Raw genomic sequence first — 16,051 nt, 5'->3', positions numbered from 1 at the left:
CCCGCGGTTTTTGTTTGTAGCCCTGTTACTGTGCGTTGAAAGCCTGCCCGTTGATCCCGGTACTGTCCGGGCCCATCAGGTACAGGTAAACCGGCATGATTTCGTGTGGCTCTGGATTGTTCTCGGGGTTTTCACCCGGATAGGCCAGGGCGCGCATGCTGGTGCGGGTCGCGCCGGGGTTGATGCTGTTGGCACGTACCGGGGCCACGCCGTCGACTTCGTCGGCCAGGGTTTGCATCAAGCCTTCGGTGGCGAACTTGGAGACGCCATAGGCACCCCAGTAAGCACGGCCTTTGCGCCCGACACTGCTGGAAGTGAAGATCACCGAGGCGTCCTGCGACAGCTTGAGCAGGGGTAGCAGGGTGCTGGTGAGCATAAACATGGCATTGACGTTGATATGCATCACGCGCATGAAATTTTCCCCCGACAGCTGCTCCAGCGGCGTGCGCGGACCAATGATCGAAGCGTTGTGCAGCAGCCCGTCAAGGCGGCCGAACTCGGTCTCGATCATGGCGGCCAGCTCATCGTATTGATGGGGTTGGGCGGTTTCGAGGTTGAACGGGATAACCACTGGCTGCGGATGGCCCGCAGCTTCGATTTCGTCGTAGACCTGGCTTAGGTTGGCTTCGGTCTTGCCCAGCAGCAATACGGTTGCGCCGTGTGCGGCATAGGTCCTGGCTGCAGCAGCGCCGATGCCGCGACCGGCGCCGGTAACCAGGATCACCCGATCCTGGAGCAGGTTGGGGCGGGCTGAATAATCAAACATAAAAAACCTCAACAAAATCGGTCATCGTTAGCAGCTGCACATCGCGTTATCCAGCACTTTGCGCAGTTCGGCCGGATGATCGACCACCACGTCCGCACCCCAGTGATCAGGGTTGTCGTCAGGGTGGATATAACCAAAGCGCACGGCTGCAGTTTTGGTCCCGGCATCGCGCCCGGACTCGATATCGCGCAGGTCATCGCCTACAAACAGTACGCTGGCCGGGTCAAGGTCGAGCATTTTGCAGGCCAGAATCAGCGGCTCGGGGTCCGGCTTGCTGTTTTTGACGTGGTCGGGGCAAATCAGCAGCGCCGAGCGCTCGGCCAGGCCCAGGCGTTCCATGATTGGCTGGGCGAACCGCACCGGTTTGTTGGTGACGACGCCCCACACCAGATGGGCCTTTTCGATATCGGCGAGCAACTCTTCCATGCCATCAAACAGCTTGGTATGGACTGCGCAATCGCGCTGATAGCGCTCCAGGAACTCCTGACGCAGCTCTTCAAAGCCAGGTGCGTCAGGGTCCATGTTGAAAGTCGCTGCCACCATGGCGCGTGCACCGCCGGAAATCTCGTCGCGGATAAGTTTGTCTGCGACGGGAGGCAGGTCGCGATCGGCGCGCATGGCCTGGCAGATGGCGATAAAGTCCGGCGCGGTGTCGAGCAGGGTGCCGTCCATGTCAAAAAGAACTGCTCTTAAACGCATGTGTTACTCCTCGCGAAGGGTCTGGATCATGTAGTTGACGTCAACATCGGCGGCCAGCTTGTAGTGCTTGGTCAGCGGGTTGTAGGTCAGGCCGATGATGTCCTTGACGCTCAATCCGGCCTGGCGGCTCCAGGCGCCCAGCTCGGAAGGGCGAATGAATTTTTTGAAGTCATGGGTGCCACGGGGGATCAGCTTGAGTATGTATTCCGCACCGAGGATAGCGAACAGATAGGACTTGGGGTTGCGGTTGATGGTCGAGAAGAACACCTGGCCACCGGGCTTGACCATTTTGTAGCAGGCGCGGATCACCGACGACGGGTCGGGTACATGCTCAAGCATTTCGAGGCAGGTGACTACATCGAACTGCCCGGGCATTTCTTCAGCAAGATCTTCAGCAGTGACCTGGCGGTACTCAACGTTTACGCCGGACTCGAGCTGATGCAGCTGTGCCACGGCCAGCGGGGCTTCGCCCATGTCGATGCCCATTACGGTGGCGCCGCGCTGAGCCATCGACTCGCTGAGAATGCCGCCGCCGCAGCCGACGTCGAGGACTTTTTTGCCAGCCAGTTGTACGCGCTCGTCAATCCAGTTGACGCGCAGCGGGTTGATGTCGTGCAGCGGCTTGAACTCGCTCTCACGGTCCCACCAGCGATGGGCTAGCGCTTCGAATTTGGCGATCTCGGCGTGGTCAACGTTGCTCATGGGTAAATCCTCTAAAGCTGAATAATCTGGTAAAGCTCCGGGCGCAGGCCCGAAGGTAGTGAATCAATGAGTATGGCCGCTTATGCGCTCGCCCCAGGCTCTTGCGGTTGCGCAGAGTTGCTGCTCGTCCAGGCGGGTCAGGTGTCGATCCTCGAGCAACTGCTTGCCTGCGACCCACACATGTTTAACGCAATCGCGGCCTGTGGCGTAGATCAACTGCGAAACGGGGTCGTAAACCGGTTGCTGGGCCAGGCCGCTGAGGTCAAAGGCTACCAGGTCGGCGGCCTTGCCGATTTCGATCGAGCCGGTGTCGCTTTCAATGCCCAGGGCGCGCGCGCCATTGAGGGTGGCCATGCGCAGTGCGCGGTGGGCGTCCAGCGCAGTAGCCGAGCCTGCAACGGCTTTGGCCAGCAAGGCGGCGGTGCGGGTTTCGCCGAGCAGATCGAGGTCATTGTTGCTGGCCGCACCGTCGGTACCCACCGCCACATTGACTCCGGCTTGCCACAGGCGCTCCACCGGGCAGAAGCCACTGGCCAGTTTGAGGTTGGACTCGGGGCAATGAACCACGCTGGAGTTGCTTTCTACCAGCATGGCCAGGTCGTCATCGCTGATCTGGGTCATGTGTACGGCCTGGAAGCGCGGGCCCAGCAAGCCCAGGCGGGCGAGGCGGGCCATCGGGCGTTCGGCGTGTTGCTCGACGGCCTGATGCACTTCGAAGGCGGTTTCGTGAACGTGCATATGAATGGCGGCATCCAGCTCGTCGGCGATGACCCGGATTTTCTCCAGGTTGTCGTCGCTTACGGTGTAAGGCGCATGGGGGCCGAAGGCAATTTTGATCCGCGGGTGAAACTTCAGGTCGGCAAACAGTTCGACGGCCTGGCGCAGGGATTCGTCTGCGCTGCTGGCGCCGGGAATCGGAAAGTCGAGAATCGGAATGGCGATTTGTGCACGGATACCGCTCTTGTGCACGCACTCGCTGGCAACTTTCGGGAAAAAATACATGTCGCTGAAACAGGTGATGCCGCCCTTGAGCTGTTCGGCGATGGCCAGGTTGGTGCCGTCGCGCACGAACTGCTCATCGACCCATTTGCCCTCGGCCGGCCAGATATGCTGTTCGAGCCAGGTCATCAGGGGCAGGTCGTCGGCCATGCCGCGGAACAGCGTCATGGCCGCGTGCCCGTGCGCGTTGATCAGCCCCGGGCTGAGCAGCATGTCCGGCAGCTCGCGGGTTTGCGTGGCGGTGAGCTTCAGCGCCTGTTCGCGCGGGCCGATGAACACAATGCAGCCGTCGCGAATGCCCACGCCGTGATCCTTGAGTACGACACCGGCCGGTTCTACAGGCACCAGCCAGGTGGGTAACAGCAGTAAGTCCAGGGGCGTGGTTGGGGTCGGCATCGAAAACTGATTCCAGTGCGTTATAAAAGGAGGCGAAGTATACCCGAGCGTCTTGGGGGTGGGCTCGCTATAATCGGCCGCTTTGTTACCAGGTAATGGGGGAAGGCATGCGCGATCGACTGTTGGCTGCGGAAAAGGTTAAGGCCATCGATTGGCGGGATGACGCCCTGTATCTGCTGGATCAACGCATTCTGCCCTTTGAAGAGAGCTGGTTGGCGTACACCGGCGTTGACGGTGTGGCGCAAGCGATTCGCGACATGGTCGTGCGCGGCGCCCCGGCAATCGGTATCGCGGCGGCCTATGGCGTGGTGCTGGCTGCACGTGTGCGCAAGGCTGCAGGTGGTGACTGGCTGGCAGCGCTGGAAGAGGACTTCACCCTGCTGGCGGACTCGCGTCCTACGGCAGTGAACCTGTTCTGGGCCTTGAATCGCATGCGCGAACGTCTGGCTCGAAGCCAAAACCGCGCGGATGTATTGCAGGTGCTTGAGGCAGAGGCTGTTGCCATCCACGAAAGTGATCGCGAGGCCAATCTGACCATGGCGCAGTTGGGTGTCGATGTCATTCGCCGCCATCAGGGCAATGCCCAGGCGGTGCTGACCCACTGCAACACCGGAGCCCTGGCCACAGGCGGCTTTGGTACGGCGCTGGGGGTCATCCGGGCGGCCTGGCTCGAAGGCATGATCGAGCAGGTCTATGCCGACGAAACCCGGCCCTGGCTGCAGGGTTCGCGCCTGACTGCGTGGGAGCTGGCCAATGAAGGCATCCCGGTGGTGCTCAATGTCGATTCGGCAGCAGCGCATATCATGAAAACCAAAGGCGTCACCTGGGTGATCGTGGGCGCTGACCGCATCACTGCCAATGGCGATGTGGCGAACAAGATCGGCACCTACCAACTGGCGGTCAACGCCATGCACCACGGCGTGCGCTTTATGGTGGTGGCCCCGAGCTCGACCATCGACATGGATCTGGCCTCGGGTGATGACATCCCGATTGAGGAGCGTGACGGCCGCGAACTGCTGGAAGTGGGTGGCAAGCGGGTCGGCGCGGATGTGCAGGCCTTCAACCCGGTGTTTGATGTGACGCCGGCGGACCTGATCGATGTGATTGTCACCGAGAAGGGTGTGATTGAACGCCCGGATGCGGCAAAGATGGCGCAATTGATGTGCCGCAAGCGCTTGCATTGAAACGCAAGCCTGTCGTCGCTGCCGAAGGCCGCGAAGAGGAACGCGGGTGCTTCAAATCGCCTTCAGAGTCCCTCTGGGGCCCTTCAGGCCGATAAACGTCGTAATTACTACGCTCCATGCGCATCTGAGGGATAGGTGCGTGGCGGCGATTGTGATAACATTCGGCGGTTTCCAGGGTGACCCGCAAGGGTTGCCCTTACTGCGCAAATCCGTGACATAACTTGTTGATTTGTCGTAAGTCGTTGCGTGGCACGTGGCCAGCGGCGGCGAGCTTCGTTCGTCCCGAATGGATGTGGCGAAGTTTCACCCGAAAAAGGAATCAGGCTTCTCATGGGCGAACTGGCCAAAGAAATCCTCCCGGTCAATATCGAAGACGAGCTGAAACAGTCCTACCTCGACTACGCAATGAGCGTAATTGTCGGGCGGGCACTGCCTGATGCGCGCGATGGCTTGAAGCCCGTGCACAGGCGTGTGCTGTTTGCGATGAGCGAACTGAACAACGACTGGAACAAGCCGTACAAGAAATCTGCCCGTGTGGTCGGTGACGTAATCGGTAAGTATCACCCGCATGGTGATACTGCTGTTTACGACACCATCGTTCGAATGGCTCAGCCATTCTCCCTGCGCTACCTGCTGGTAGACGGTCAGGGCAACTTCGGTTCGGTCGACGGCGACAACGCTGCGGCCATGCGATACACCGAAGTGCGCATGACCAAGCTGGCCCACGAATTGCTGGCCGACTTGCACAAAGAGACCGTGGACTGGGTGCCGAACTACGACGGCACGGAAATGATCCCGGCCGTCATGCCGACACGAATTCCCAACTTGCTGGTCAACGGCTCAAGCGGTATCGCCGTGGGTATGGCCACCAATATTCCGCCGCATAACCTGGGTGAAGTCATCGACGGCTGCCTGGCGCTGATCGACAACCCGGAACTGAGCATCGATGAACTGATGCAGTTCATCCCGGGCCCGGACTTCCCGACTGCCGCCATCATCAACGGCCGTGCCGGTATCATCGAAGCCTATCGCACGGGCCGTGGCCGCATTTACATGCGCGCCCGCTCGATGATCGAAGACATCGACAAGGTCGGTGGTCGTCAACAGATCGTCATCACCGAGCTGCCGTACCAGCTGAACAAGGCTCGCCTGATCGAAAAGATCGCCGAGCTGGTAAAAGAGAAGAAGCTTGAAGGCATCACCGAGCTGCGTGACGAGTCCGACAAAGACGGCATGCGCGTTGTGATCGAATTGCGTCGTGGCGAAGTGCCGGAGGTGATTCTCAACAACCTGTACGCCCAGACTCAGCTGCAAGCGGTGTTCGGTATCAACATCGTTGCCCTGATTGACGGTCGCCCGCGCATCCTGAACCTCAAGGACCTGCTCGAAGCATTCGTTCGTCACCGCCGTGAAGTAGTGACGCGCCGTACCGTATTCGAACTGCGCAAAGCCCGCGAGCGCGGCCATATCCTTGAGGGTCAGGCCGTTGCCCTGTCCAACATCGATCCGGTCATCGCGTTGATCAAAGCCTCGCCGACCCCGTCTGAAGCCAAGGAAGCGCTGATCAGCACACCTTGGGAGTCGACCGCGGTCGTGGCCATGGTTGAGCGTGCCGGCGCAGATTCCTGCCGTCCGGAAAACCTCGATCCGCAATACGGTCTGCGTGATGGCAAATACTTCCTGTCGCCGGAGCAGGCCCAGGCCATTCTTGAGTTGCGCCTGCACCGCTTGACCGGTCTGGAGCACGAAAAGCTGCTGGCCGAGTACCAGGAAATTCTCAACCAGATCGGTGAGCTGATCAGCATCCTCAATAGCGCCGTGCGCCTGATGGAAGTGATCCGCGAAGAGCTGGAAGTCATTCGCGCCGAATACGGCGATGTGCGTCGTACCGAAATCCTGGATCACCGTCTTGATCTGACCCTGGGTGACATGATCCCGGAAGAAGAGCGCGTCGTGACCATTTCCCACGGTGGCTATGCCAAGACCCAGCCATTGGCTGCGTACCAGGCCCAGCGTCGTGGCGGTAAAGGCAAGTCGGCTACTGGCGTCAAGGATGAGGACTACATCGCTCACCTGCTGGTTGCCAACAGTCACACCACGCTGCTGCTGTTCTCCAGCAAGGGCAAGGTGTACTGGCTGAAGACCTATGAAATTCCTGAGGCGTCCCGCGCTGCCCGTGGTCGTCCGCTGGTGAACCTGCTGCCGCTGGATGAGGGTGAATACATCACCACCATGCTGCCGGTCGAAGAGTACACCGAGGGTCACTTCATCTTTATGGCGACCGCCAACGGCACCGTGAAGAAGACCCCTCTGGAAGCCTTCAGCCGTCAGCGCAGCGTAGGCTTGATCGCGCTGGAACTGGACGAAGGCGACGTGCTGATCAGTGCCGCGATCACCGATGGCGAGCGTGAAGTCATGCTGTTCTCCGACGGTGGCAAGGTGACTCGCTTCAAAGAGTCCGATGTCCGTGCCATGGGCCGTACTGCCCGCGGTGTACGCGGCATGCGTCTGCCAGAAGGGCAGAAGCTGATTTCCATGCTGATCCCTGAGGAGGGTAGCCAGATCCTTACCGCTTCGGCGCGTGGCTATGGCAAGCGTACGGCGATCAGCGAGTTCCCAGAGTACAAGCGTGGCGGCCAGGGTGTTATCGCCATGGTCAGCAACGAGCGTAATGGCCGTCTGGTCGGTGCGGTTCAGGTGCAGGACGGTGAAGAAATCATGTTGATTTCGGATCAGGGCACTCTGGTACGTACGCGTGTCGACGAAGTGTCGAGCCTGGGTCGTAATACCCAGGGCGTCACCTTGATCAAGCTGGCCAGTGACGAAACGCTGGTAGGGCTTGAGCGGGTTCAGGAGCCTTCTGAAGTTGAAGGCGAAGAGCTCGAAGATGAAGGCGGTGCAGAGTTCGACGGTGAGGCCATCCAGGATGGCGCAGACGACGAGCAGCCGCTAGAGGCTGGCGCTGACGAAGAGCCGCAGGAATAAGCGGACACACAGGGGGCGGATGAGAATTCGCCCCCTTGTTGTATGTCCAGTATGAAAGTTTGCGACACTGTGGGAGCGAGCCTGCTCGCGATGGCATCAGCGCGGTATGTCAGATAGACATTACTGCCCGTATCGCTAGCAAGCCCGCTTCTACAAGCAACAATGTGTCGAGAGTTGATTTATTGCGTGACCACCAAATCAGAGTGAGAGTGGAAGTGAGCAAACGAGCCTATAACTTCTGCGCAGGTCCTGCTGCGCTACCTGAAGCTGTTCTGTTGCGTGCCCAGTCCGAGTTGCTCGACTGGCATGGCAAGGGCCTCTCGGTCATGGAAATGAGCCATCGCAGCGATGAGTTCGTGTCCATTGCGACCAAGGCTGAGCAGGATCTGCGTGACCTGCTGTCTATTCCCTCGAACTACAAAGTCCTGTTTCTGCAAGGCGGTGCCAGCCAACAGTTTGCCCAGATCCCGCTGAATCTGTTGCCTGAAAATGGCAAGGCGGATTACATCGATACCGGTATCTGGTCGCAGAAGGCCATTGAAGAGGCGTCGCGTTTCGGTCACGTCAACGTGGCAGCAACCGCCAAACCTTACGATTACTTCGCGATTCCTGGTCAGAATGAGTGGAATCTGTCGAAAGACGCGGCCTACGTTCATTACGCGCCAAACGAAACCATCGGCGGTCTGGAATTCAACTGGATCCCTGAGACTGGCGATGTGCCATTGGTCGCTGACATGTCTTCGGATATTCTGTCGCGCCCGGTTGATGTGTCCCGTTTTGGCATGATCTACGCGGGTGCCCAGAAAAACATCGGCCCAAGTGGCATCGTGGTCAATATCATTCGCGAAGATCTGCTGGGTCGTGCGCGTTCGATCTGCCCGACCATGCTCGATTACAAGGTCGCGGCTGACAACGGCTCGATGTACAACACGCCGCCGACCCTGGCCTGGTACCTGTCAGGTCTGGTATTCGAATGGCTCAAGGAGCAGGGCGGTGTCGAGGCAATCGGCAAGCTCAATGAAGTGAAAAAACGTACCTTGTACGACTTTATCGACGCCAGTGGCCTGTACAGCAACCCGATCAACCTTTCTGATCGCTCGTGGATGAACGTCCCGTTCCGTCTGGCGGACGATCGCCTCGACAAGCCATTCCTGGCAGGCGCTGAAGCACGCGGGCTGCTGAACCTCAAGGGGCACCGCTCCGTTGGTGGCATGCGCGCATCGATCTATAACGCTGTGGATATCAACGCGGTTAACGCGCTGGTGGCTTACATGGCAGAGTTCGAAAAGGAACACGGCTAATGTCCGAGCAAGAACTCAAGGCGCTGCGCCTGCGTATCGACAGTCTGGACGAAAAAGTCCTGGAGCTTATCAGCGAGCGGGCGCGTTGTGCCCAGGAAGTGGCGCGGGTCAAGATGGCTTCCCTGGCTGAGGGTGAAGTGCCGGTATTTTACCGGCCTGAGCGTGAGGCTCAGGTGCTCAAGCGCGTTATGGAGCGCAATAAAGGCCCGTTGGGCAACGAAGAGATGGCGCGGTTGTTCCGCGAAATCATGTCCTCGTGCCTGGCGCTGGAGCAGCCGCTGAAAGTGGCTTATCTCGGCCCCGAGGGTACCTTTACCCAGGCTGCGGCCATGAAGCACTTTGGCCATGCCGTGATCAGCAAGCCGATGGCTGCCATTGACGAAGTATTCCGCGAAGTGGCTGCCGGTGCAGTGAATTTTGGCGTGGTGCCAGTGGAAAACTCCACAGAAGGCGCAGTCAACCACACTCTCGACAGCTTCCTTGAGCATGACATGGTGATCTGCGGTGAAGTAGAGCTGCGCATCCACCATCACCTGCTGGTCGGCGAAAACACCAAAACGGACAGTATCAGCCGCATTTACTCCCACGCCCAGTCGCTGGCTCAGTGCCGCAAATGGCTGGATGCACACTACCCGAATGTCGAGCGTATTGCGGTGTCGAGCAATGCCGAAGCGGCCAAACGGGTCAAGGGTGAGTGGAACTCCGCTGCCATTGCCGGTGATATGGCTGCTGGCCTGTACGGCTTGACCCGACTGGCCGAAAAAATTGAAGACCGCCCGGACAACTCCACGCGGTTCTTGATGATTGGCAGTCAGGAAGTGCCACCCACTGGCGATGACAAGACGTCGATCATTGTGTCCATGAGCAACCGTCCTGGCGCCCTGCATGAGCTGCTGGTGCCGTTCCATGAGAACGGGATCGATCTGACGCGTATTGAGACGCGTCCTTCGCGTAGCGGTAAATGGACCTATGTGTTTTTCATCGACTTTGCTGGTCATCACCGCGACCCCTTGGTCAAAAGTGTCCTGGAGCAGATCAGTCAAGAAGCCGTAGCGCTTAAAGTATTGGGTTCCTACCCGAAAGCGGTTCTCTGAGGCGATAAAACATGAGCGGTGATTTCCTCGCCCTGGCACAGCCGGGCGTACAACAACTTTCGCCTTATGTCCCGGGTAAACCTGTGGATGAGCTGGCGCGTGAACTGGATCTGGATCCGGCCACGATCGTCAAGCTGGCCAGCAACGAAAACCCTTTGGGTGCGAGCCCCAAGGCGCTGGAAGCCATTCGTGCCGAGCTGGCCGAATTGACGCGCTACCCGGATGGCAATGGCTTTGCCCTGAAAAGCCTGTTGGCTGAGCAGTGTGGCGTACAGCTTGACCAGGTAACACTGGGCAACGGTTCTAACGATATTCTGGAGCTGGTGGCGCGTGCCTACCTGGCGCCGGGGCTAAATGCCGTGTTCAGTGAGCATGCATTTGCCGTGTATCCGATTGTGACCCAGGCGGTAGGTGCCCAGGCCCGCGTTGTGCCGGCCAAGGACTGGGGGCATGACCTGCCTGCCATGCTGGCTGCCATCGACAGTGATACCCGGGTGGTCTTTATTGCCAACCCGAACAACCCGACCGGTACCTGGTTTGGCGTCGATGCGCTGAACGAGTTTTTGCAGGACGTGCCCGAACACGTGCTTGTGGTGCTGGACGAAGCTTATATCGAGTACGCAGAGGGCGGTGATCTGCCCGATGGTCTGGAGTTTTTGTCGGGGTATCCCAACCTGCTGGTTTCCCGCACGTTCTCCAAGGCCTATGGCCTGGCCGCGTTGCGGGTGGGTTATGGGTTGTCAACGGCGGTGGTGGCCGATGTGCTGAACCGCGTTCGCCAGCCATTCAACGTCAACAGTCTGGCGCTGGCTGCGGCTTGCGCGGCGCTTAAAGACAGCGATTACCTGGAGCAAAGCCGCCGCCTGAACGAGGCCGGCATGCAGCAGTTACAGGACGGTTTTCGTGAGTTGGGCCTGGGCTGGATCCCGTCGCGCGGCAATTTTATCGCGCTGGATCTCGGTCAGGTAGCGGCTCCCGTCTATCAGGGGCTGTTGCGTGAAGGTGTCATAGTGCGTCCGGTGGCCAACTACGGAATGCCTGACCATCTGCGTATCACTATTGGTTTGCCGGCGGAAAACACTCGCCTGCTTGAAGCGCTGTCCAAGGTTCTTGCTCGTGGTTGATGTAATGTCTGTGCAATCTGTAAGGCCTGTAATAGGGCGGCTGGTCGTTGTCGGGTTGGGTCTGATTGGCGGGTCTTTCGCCAAGGGCATGCGTGAGAGCGGTCTGTGCGACGAAGTGGTCGGTGTTGATCTCGATCCCGAATCCTGTGTTCTGGCCGTTGAGCTGGGAGTGGTCGATCGCTGTGAAGCAAATCTGGCCGCTGCTTGCGTGGGCGCAGATGTGATTCAGTTGGCCGTGCCGATTCTGGCCATGGAAAAAATGCTCGGCCTTCTGGCGGGCATGGATCTGGGTAACGCGGTGCTTACCGATGTGGGCAGTGCCAAAGGCAATGTTGTGCGGGCAGCGGCACAAGCCTTTGGTGGCATGCCTGCGCGCTTTGTACCTGGCCATCCGATTGCCGGGTCTGAACAGAGTGGTGTAGAAGCTTCGAATGCCAGTCTGTTTGAGAGGCACAAGGTGATTTTGACGCCTGTGGCTCAGACCGATGCCGATGCGCTGGCTCTGGTTGATGCGATGTGGCGCGCCCTGGGGGCAGACGTCGAGCATATGCAGGTCGAGCGACATGACGAGGTACTGGCTGCAACCAGCCATTTACCTCATTTGCTGGCTTTCGGGCTGGTGGACTCTCTTGCCAAGCGCAACGAGAATCTGGACATCTTCCGTTACGCAGCGGGTGGCTTCCGTGATTTCACAAGAATCGCCGGCAGCGACCCGGTAATGTGGCATGACATTTTTCTCGCTAATCGCGAGGCAGTGCTGCGCACATTGGATACATTTCGCAGTGATCTCGACGCTTTGCGCGACGCGGTCGATGCAGGGGATGGGCATCAATTGCTGGGCGTTTTCACTCGCGCCCGGGTTGCCCGCGAGCATTTCAGTAAAATCCTGGCCCGCCGGGCATATGTGGACGCTATGAATTCCAACGATCTGATTTTTTTGGCAAATCCTGGTGGTCAAGTAACTGGCCGAATTCGCGTACCAGGCGACAAATCCATTTCCCACCGCTCGATCATGCTCGGCTCGCTGGCTGAAGGTACGACCGAAGTGGAAGGTTTCCTTGAGGGTGAAGATGCCCTGGCGACGCTGCAGGCGTTCCGTGACATGGGCGTGGTGATTGAGGGCCCGCATCATGGTCGCGTGACCATTCATGGCGTTGGCCTGCACGGTCTGAAAGCGCCACCTGGCCCGATCTACCTGGGCAACTCGGGTACTTCGATGCGCCTGTTGTCCGGCCTGCTGGCAGCACAGAGCTTCGACACCACCCTGACCGGCGATGCGTCCCTGACCAAGCGCCCGATGAACCGTGTGGCCAATCCATTGCGTGAAATGGGTGCCGTGATTGAGACCGCTGCCGAAGGTCGCCCGCCGATGACCATTCGTGGTGGTCATGCGCTCAAGGGTATGGATTACACCTTGCCGATGGCCAGTGCCCAGGTTAAATCCTGCCTGTTGCTGGCGGGCCTGTATGCAGAAGGCAAGACCTCGGTAACCGAGCCTGCACCGACTCGTGACCATACCGAGCGCATGCTGCAAGGCTTCGGATACCCGGTAACTGTTAATGGTCCTACTGCTTCGGTTGAGTCGGGCCACAAGCTGACGGCGACCCATATCGAAGTGCCGGGGGATATTTCCTCGTCGGCGTTCTTCCTGGTCGCCGCTTCGATCGCAGCAGGCTCGGATCTGCTGCTTGAGCATGTGGGCATCAATCCGACCCGTACCGGCGTTATCGACATCTTGCGTCTGATGGGGGCGGATATCACCCTGGAAAATCAACGCGAAGTGGGCGGTGAGCCAGTGGCGGACCTGCGCGTGCGGGCTGCTAAACTCAAGGGTATCGAGATTCCGGAAGAGCTGGTGCCGCTGGCGATTGACGAGTTCCCGGTACTCTTTGTGGCCGCGGCCGTGGCTGAGGGTCGTACGATCCTTCGGGGTGCTGAAGAGCTGCGGGTCAAGGAGTCCGACCGGATCCAGGTAATGGCAGATGGCTTGCTGACCCTGGGCGTGAAGTGCGAGCCGACACCGGATGGCATCATCATTGATGGTGGCACTATTGGCGGTGGTGAGGTTCATGGTCATGGCGATCACCGTATCGCAATGGCCTTCAGTGTGGCTTCGTTGCGCGCAACCGCACCCATCCGTATCCATGATTGCGCCAACGTGGCGACTTCTTTCCCCAACTTCCTTGCTCTGTGCAAGCAAGTGGGCATGCGTGTTGCTCAAGAGGCAAACTCGTGATGGTTTCGGCACCGGTTATCACCATCGACGGCCCAAGCGGTTCAGGTAAAGGCACGGTTGCTGGCATCCTGGCCAAGCGCCTGGGGTGGAATTTGCTCGACTCCGGTGCTCTGTACCGCCTGCTGGCGTTTGCCGCAGGTAACCATGGTGTGGCCCTGGATAACGAGGCGTTGCTGGAAAAACTGGCTGCGCATCTTGATGTGCAGTTCATCGGCGCGACGGACGGTAAGCCGGCGCGGATCATTCTGGAAGGTGATGACGTGACTCACGCCATCCGCAGTGAGACCGTAGCGGCCGGAGCCTCGAAAGTCGCGGCTTTGCCGGCTGTTCGCGATGCGTTGCTGCAGCGTCAGCGTGCTTTCCTTGAGTTCCCGGGGCTGGTTGCAGATGGTCGGGACATGGGTACCGTGGTCTTTCCTGACGCGCCATTGAAGGTTTTTCTGACCGCTAGCGCTGAGGAACGGGCCCGCCGCCGTTACTTGCAGTTGAAGGCCAAGGGCGATGATGTTAGTCTCTCGGGTCTGCTAGATGAGATTCGTGCCCGCGACGAGCGTGACACGCAGCGTGCAATAGCCCCGCTCAAGCCGGCGGCTGATGCCATACAGCTGGACTCCACGGAGTTGTCCATCGAGCAGGTGCTGGAACGCATCATGAGCGAAATCGCACTTCGCGATATCGCTGGATGACCAAGAAAGCGTGCAGGAGACCAGAAATAGTCCTGCATGCCTTCTTTTATATGAACGTAACCCACATTGTCTGGAATGTGGCTGATGGGCGTATTCCTTCGCCCTTGAACAACAGGAATTAAAATGAGCGAAAGCTTTGCAGAACTCTTTGAAGAAAGCCTAAAAACCCTGAATCTTCAGGCTGGCTCGATCATCACCGCTATCATCGTTGATATCGATTACCAAGCTGGTTGGGTAACCGTTCACGCTGGTTTGAAGTCGGAAGGCCTCATCCCGCTGGAGCAGTTCCACAACGACGCTGGCGAACTGAACATCAACATCGGTGATGAAGTTCACGTTGCGCTGGACGCGGTCGAAGACGGCTTTGGCGAAACCAAACTGTCCCGTGAAAAAGCCAAGCGCGCTGAATGCTGGATCGTTCTGGAAGCAGCCTTCGCAGCAGAAGAAGTGGTCAAGGGCGTTATCAACGGTAAGGTTAAAGGCGGCTTCACTGTCGACGTTAACGGCATCCGTGCGTTCCTGCCAGGTTCTCTGGTTGACGTTCGTCCAGTGCGCGATACTACGCACCTGGAAGGCAAAGAGCTGGAATTCAAGGTCATCAAGCTGGACCAGAAGCGCAACAACGTAGTTGTTTCGCGTCGCAGCGTGCTGGAAGCAGAGAACTCCGCCGAGCGTGAAGCTCTGCTGGAATCGCTGCAAGAAGGTCAGCAAGTTAAAGGTATCGTCAAAAACCTCACCGATTACGGCGCATTCGTCGATCTGGGTGGCGTTGATGGCCTGCTGCACATCACTGACATGGCTTGGAAGCGTATCAAGCATCCTTCCGAAATCGTCAACGTTGGCGACGAGATCGATGTCAAGGTTCTGAAATATGATCGCGAACGCAATCGTGTTTCCCTGGGCCTGAAGCAACTGGGCGAAGATCCATGGGTTGCTATCAAAGCCCGTTACCCAGAAAGCACTCGCGTTACCGCTCGTGTAACCAACCTGACTGACTACGGCTGCTTCGCAGAGCTGGAAGAAGGCGTTGAAGGTCTGGTACACGTTTCGGAAATGGACTGGACCAACAAAAACATCCACCCTTCGAAAGTCGTACAAGTCGGCGACGAAGTGGAAGTTATGGTTCTGGACATCGACGAAGAGCGTCGTCGTATCTCCCTGGGCATCAAGCAGTGCAAATCTAACCCATGGGAAGATTTCTCTGGCCAGTTCAACAAGGGCGATAAAATCTCCGGCACCATCAAGTCGATCACCGATTTCGGTATCTTCATTGGTCTGGACGGCGGCATCGACGGCCTGGTTCACCTGTCCGACATCTCCTGGAACGAAGTTGGCGAAGAAGCCGTACGTCGTTTCAAGAAGGGCGACGAGCTGGACACCGTTATCCTGTCTGTTGATCCAGAGCGCGAGCGCATCTCCCTGGGTATCAAGCAGCTGGAAAGCGATCCGTTCTCCGAGTACGTACAAGAGAACGACAAAGGCGCAATCGTTAAGGGCATCGTGAAAGAAGTTGACGCTAAAGGCGCCATCATCACTCTGGCCAACGATATCGAAGCGACTCTGAAAGCCTCCGAAATCAGCCGTGACCGCGTTGAAGACGCGCGCAACGTTCTGAAAGAAGGCGAAGAAGTAGAAGCCAAGATCATCAGCGTTGATCGCAAGAGCCGCGTAATCCAACTCTCCATCAAGTCGAAAGATGATGCTGAAGAGAAAGAAGCAATCCAGAGCCTGCGCGACAAGCCAGCTACCTCTGACATTGCTGCTGGTCCGACCACTTTGGGCGACCTGCTGCGTGCACAAATGGAAAAACAGAACTAAGTTCTGATTGACCATAGAAAAAGGGCGACTTAGGTCGCCCTTTTTTGTGCCTGCGATTTGT

General features: G+C 58.4%; 12 protein-coding genes. 8 read left to right on the top strand and 4 right to left on the bottom strand.

The annotated features are described in order from the left end of the window. Window positions 1-25: 25 nt before the first annotated feature. The 4 genes from HBN79_RS09925 to HBN79_RS09910 form a co-directional block, all read right to left on the bottom strand. The gene (locus HBN79_RS09925) at window positions 26-766 is read right to left on the bottom strand and encodes a YciK family oxidoreductase (protein WP_095002811.1); all 741 of its coding nucleotides are present in this window, start codon (window positions 764-766) and stop codon (window positions 26-28) included. Between the two features lie 27 nt (window positions 767-793). Further along, window positions 794-1,465 (bottom strand): N-acetylmuramic acid 6-phosphate phosphatase MupP, encoded by a 672-nt coding sequence (gene mupP, locus HBN79_RS09920; RefSeq protein WP_095002810.1) that lies wholly within the window; start codon window positions 1,463-1,465, stop codon window positions 794-796. Between the two features lie 3 nt (window positions 1,466-1,468). Next, complete coding sequence (gene ubiG / locus HBN79_RS09915; protein ID WP_095002809.1) at window positions 1,469-2,167, bottom strand: bifunctional 2-polyprenyl-6-hydroxyphenol methylase/3-demethylubiquinol 3-O-methyltransferase UbiG; 699 nt, start codon at window positions 2,165-2,167, stop codon at window positions 1,469-1,471. Between the two features lie 63 nt (window positions 2,168-2,230). Continuing rightward, window positions 2,231-3,562, bottom strand: coding sequence for a TRZ/ATZ family hydrolase (locus HBN79_RS09910; RefSeq protein WP_095019028.1), 1,332 nt, complete (start codon window positions 3,560-3,562; stop codon window positions 2,231-2,233). Window positions 3,563-3,669: 107 nt separating this feature from the next. Here HBN79_RS09910 and mtnA point away from each other — a divergent pair, with 107 nt between their 5' ends. The 8 genes from mtnA (at window position 3,670) to rpsA (ending at window position 15,990) form a co-directional block, all read left to right on the top strand. After that, complete coding sequence (gene mtnA, locus HBN79_RS09905; RefSeq protein ID WP_095002807.1) at window positions 3,670-4,746, top strand: S-methyl-5-thioribose-1-phosphate isomerase; 1,077 nt, start codon at window positions 3,670-3,672, stop codon at window positions 4,744-4,746. 330 nt (window positions 4,747-5,076) lie between these two features. Continuing rightward, entirely contained in the window at window positions 5,077-7,731 is a 2,655-nt protein-coding gene (gene gyrA, locus HBN79_RS09900) for a DNA gyrase subunit A (RefSeq protein ID WP_169916668.1), read from the top strand. Window positions 7,732-7,946: 215 nt separating this feature from the next. Then, a complete protein-coding gene (gene serC, locus HBN79_RS09895) occupies window positions 7,947-9,032 on the top strand; it encodes a 3-phosphoserine/phosphohydroxythreonine transaminase (protein ID WP_095002826.1) in 1,086 nt (361 codons plus the stop codon). Beyond that, window positions 9,032-10,126 (top strand): prephenate dehydratase, encoded by a 1,095-nt coding sequence (pheA, locus tag HBN79_RS09890; RefSeq protein WP_016780245.1) that lies wholly within the window; start codon window positions 9,032-9,034, stop codon window positions 10,124-10,126. The genes serC and pheA overlap by 1 nt, the downstream gene beginning before the upstream one ends. Window positions 10,127-10,137: 11 nt before the next feature. Further along, entirely contained in the window at window positions 10,138-11,250 is a 1,113-nt protein-coding gene (hisC, locus tag HBN79_RS09885; RefSeq protein ID WP_095002805.1) for a histidinol-phosphate transaminase, read from the top strand. A 4-nt stretch (window positions 11,251-11,254) separates the two neighbouring features. Further along, a complete protein-coding gene (locus HBN79_RS09880) occupies window positions 11,255-13,486 on the top strand; it encodes a bifunctional prephenate dehydrogenase/3-phosphoshikimate 1-carboxyvinyltransferase (RefSeq protein ID WP_095038554.1) in 2,232 nt (743 codons plus the stop codon). Continuing rightward, window positions 13,483-14,172 carry a (d)CMP kinase gene (gene cmk, locus HBN79_RS09875; RefSeq protein ID WP_162939268.1) on the top strand — a complete coding sequence of 230 codons (690 nt, stop codon included), beginning with the start codon at window positions 13,483-13,485 and terminating at the stop codon, window positions 14,170-14,172. Before HBN79_RS09880 ends, cmk begins: the two co-directional genes overlap by 4 nt. Before the next feature lie 123 nt (window positions 14,173-14,295). Then, window positions 14,296-15,990, top strand: coding sequence for a 30S ribosomal protein S1 (gene rpsA, locus HBN79_RS09870; protein WP_016780248.1), 1,695 nt, complete (start codon window positions 14,296-14,298; stop codon window positions 15,988-15,990). Window positions 15,991-16,051: the final 61 nt, after the last annotated feature.

Origin of the sequence: Pseudomonas sp. WS 5051 (assembly GCF_012985715.1) — a bacterium.
Classification (GTDB): domain Bacteria; phylum Pseudomonadota; class Gammaproteobacteria; order Pseudomonadales; family Pseudomonadaceae; genus Aquipseudomonas; species Aquipseudomonas bubulae.
The sequence above is the reverse complement of the archived record's forward strand: the minus strand, read 5'-3'. Positions and strand labels throughout refer to the sequence as shown.

Bases quoted from the DNA above. Each gene is read 5' to 3' on its own strand.
- HBN79_RS09925 (WP_095002811.1), bottom strand. From the start codon at position 766: ATGTTTGATTATTCAGCCCGCCCCAACCTGCTCCAGGATCGGGTGATC.
- mupP (WP_095002810.1), bottom strand. From the start codon at position 1,465: ATGCGTTTAAGAGCAGTTCTTTTTGACATGGACGGCACCCTGCTCGAC.
- ubiG (WP_095002809.1), bottom strand. From the start codon at position 2,167: ATGAGCAACGTTGACCACGCCGAGATCGCCAAATTCGAAGCGCTAGCC.
- HBN79_RS09910 (WP_095019028.1), bottom strand. From the start codon at position 3,562: ATGCCGACCCCAACCACGCCCCTGGACTTACTGCTGTTACCCACCTGG.
- mtnA (WP_095002807.1), top strand. From the start codon at position 3,670: ATGCGCGATCGACTGTTGGCTGCGGAAAAGGTTAAGGCCATCGATTGG.
- gyrA (WP_169916668.1), top strand. From the start codon at position 5,077: ATGGGCGAACTGGCCAAAGAAATCCTCCCGGTCAATATCGAAGACGAG.
- pheA (WP_016780245.1), top strand. From the start codon at position 9,032: ATGTCCGAGCAAGAACTCAAGGCGCTGCGCCTGCGTATCGACAGTCTG.
- hisC (WP_095002805.1), top strand. From the start codon at position 10,138: ATGAGCGGTGATTTCCTCGCCCTGGCACAGCCGGGCGTACAACAACTT.
- HBN79_RS09880 (WP_095038554.1), top strand. From the start codon at position 11,255: ATGTCTGTGCAATCTGTAAGGCCTGTAATAGGGCGGCTGGTCGTTGTC.
- rpsA (WP_016780248.1), top strand. From the start codon at position 14,296: ATGAGCGAAAGCTTTGCAGAACTCTTTGAAGAAAGCCTAAAAACCCTG.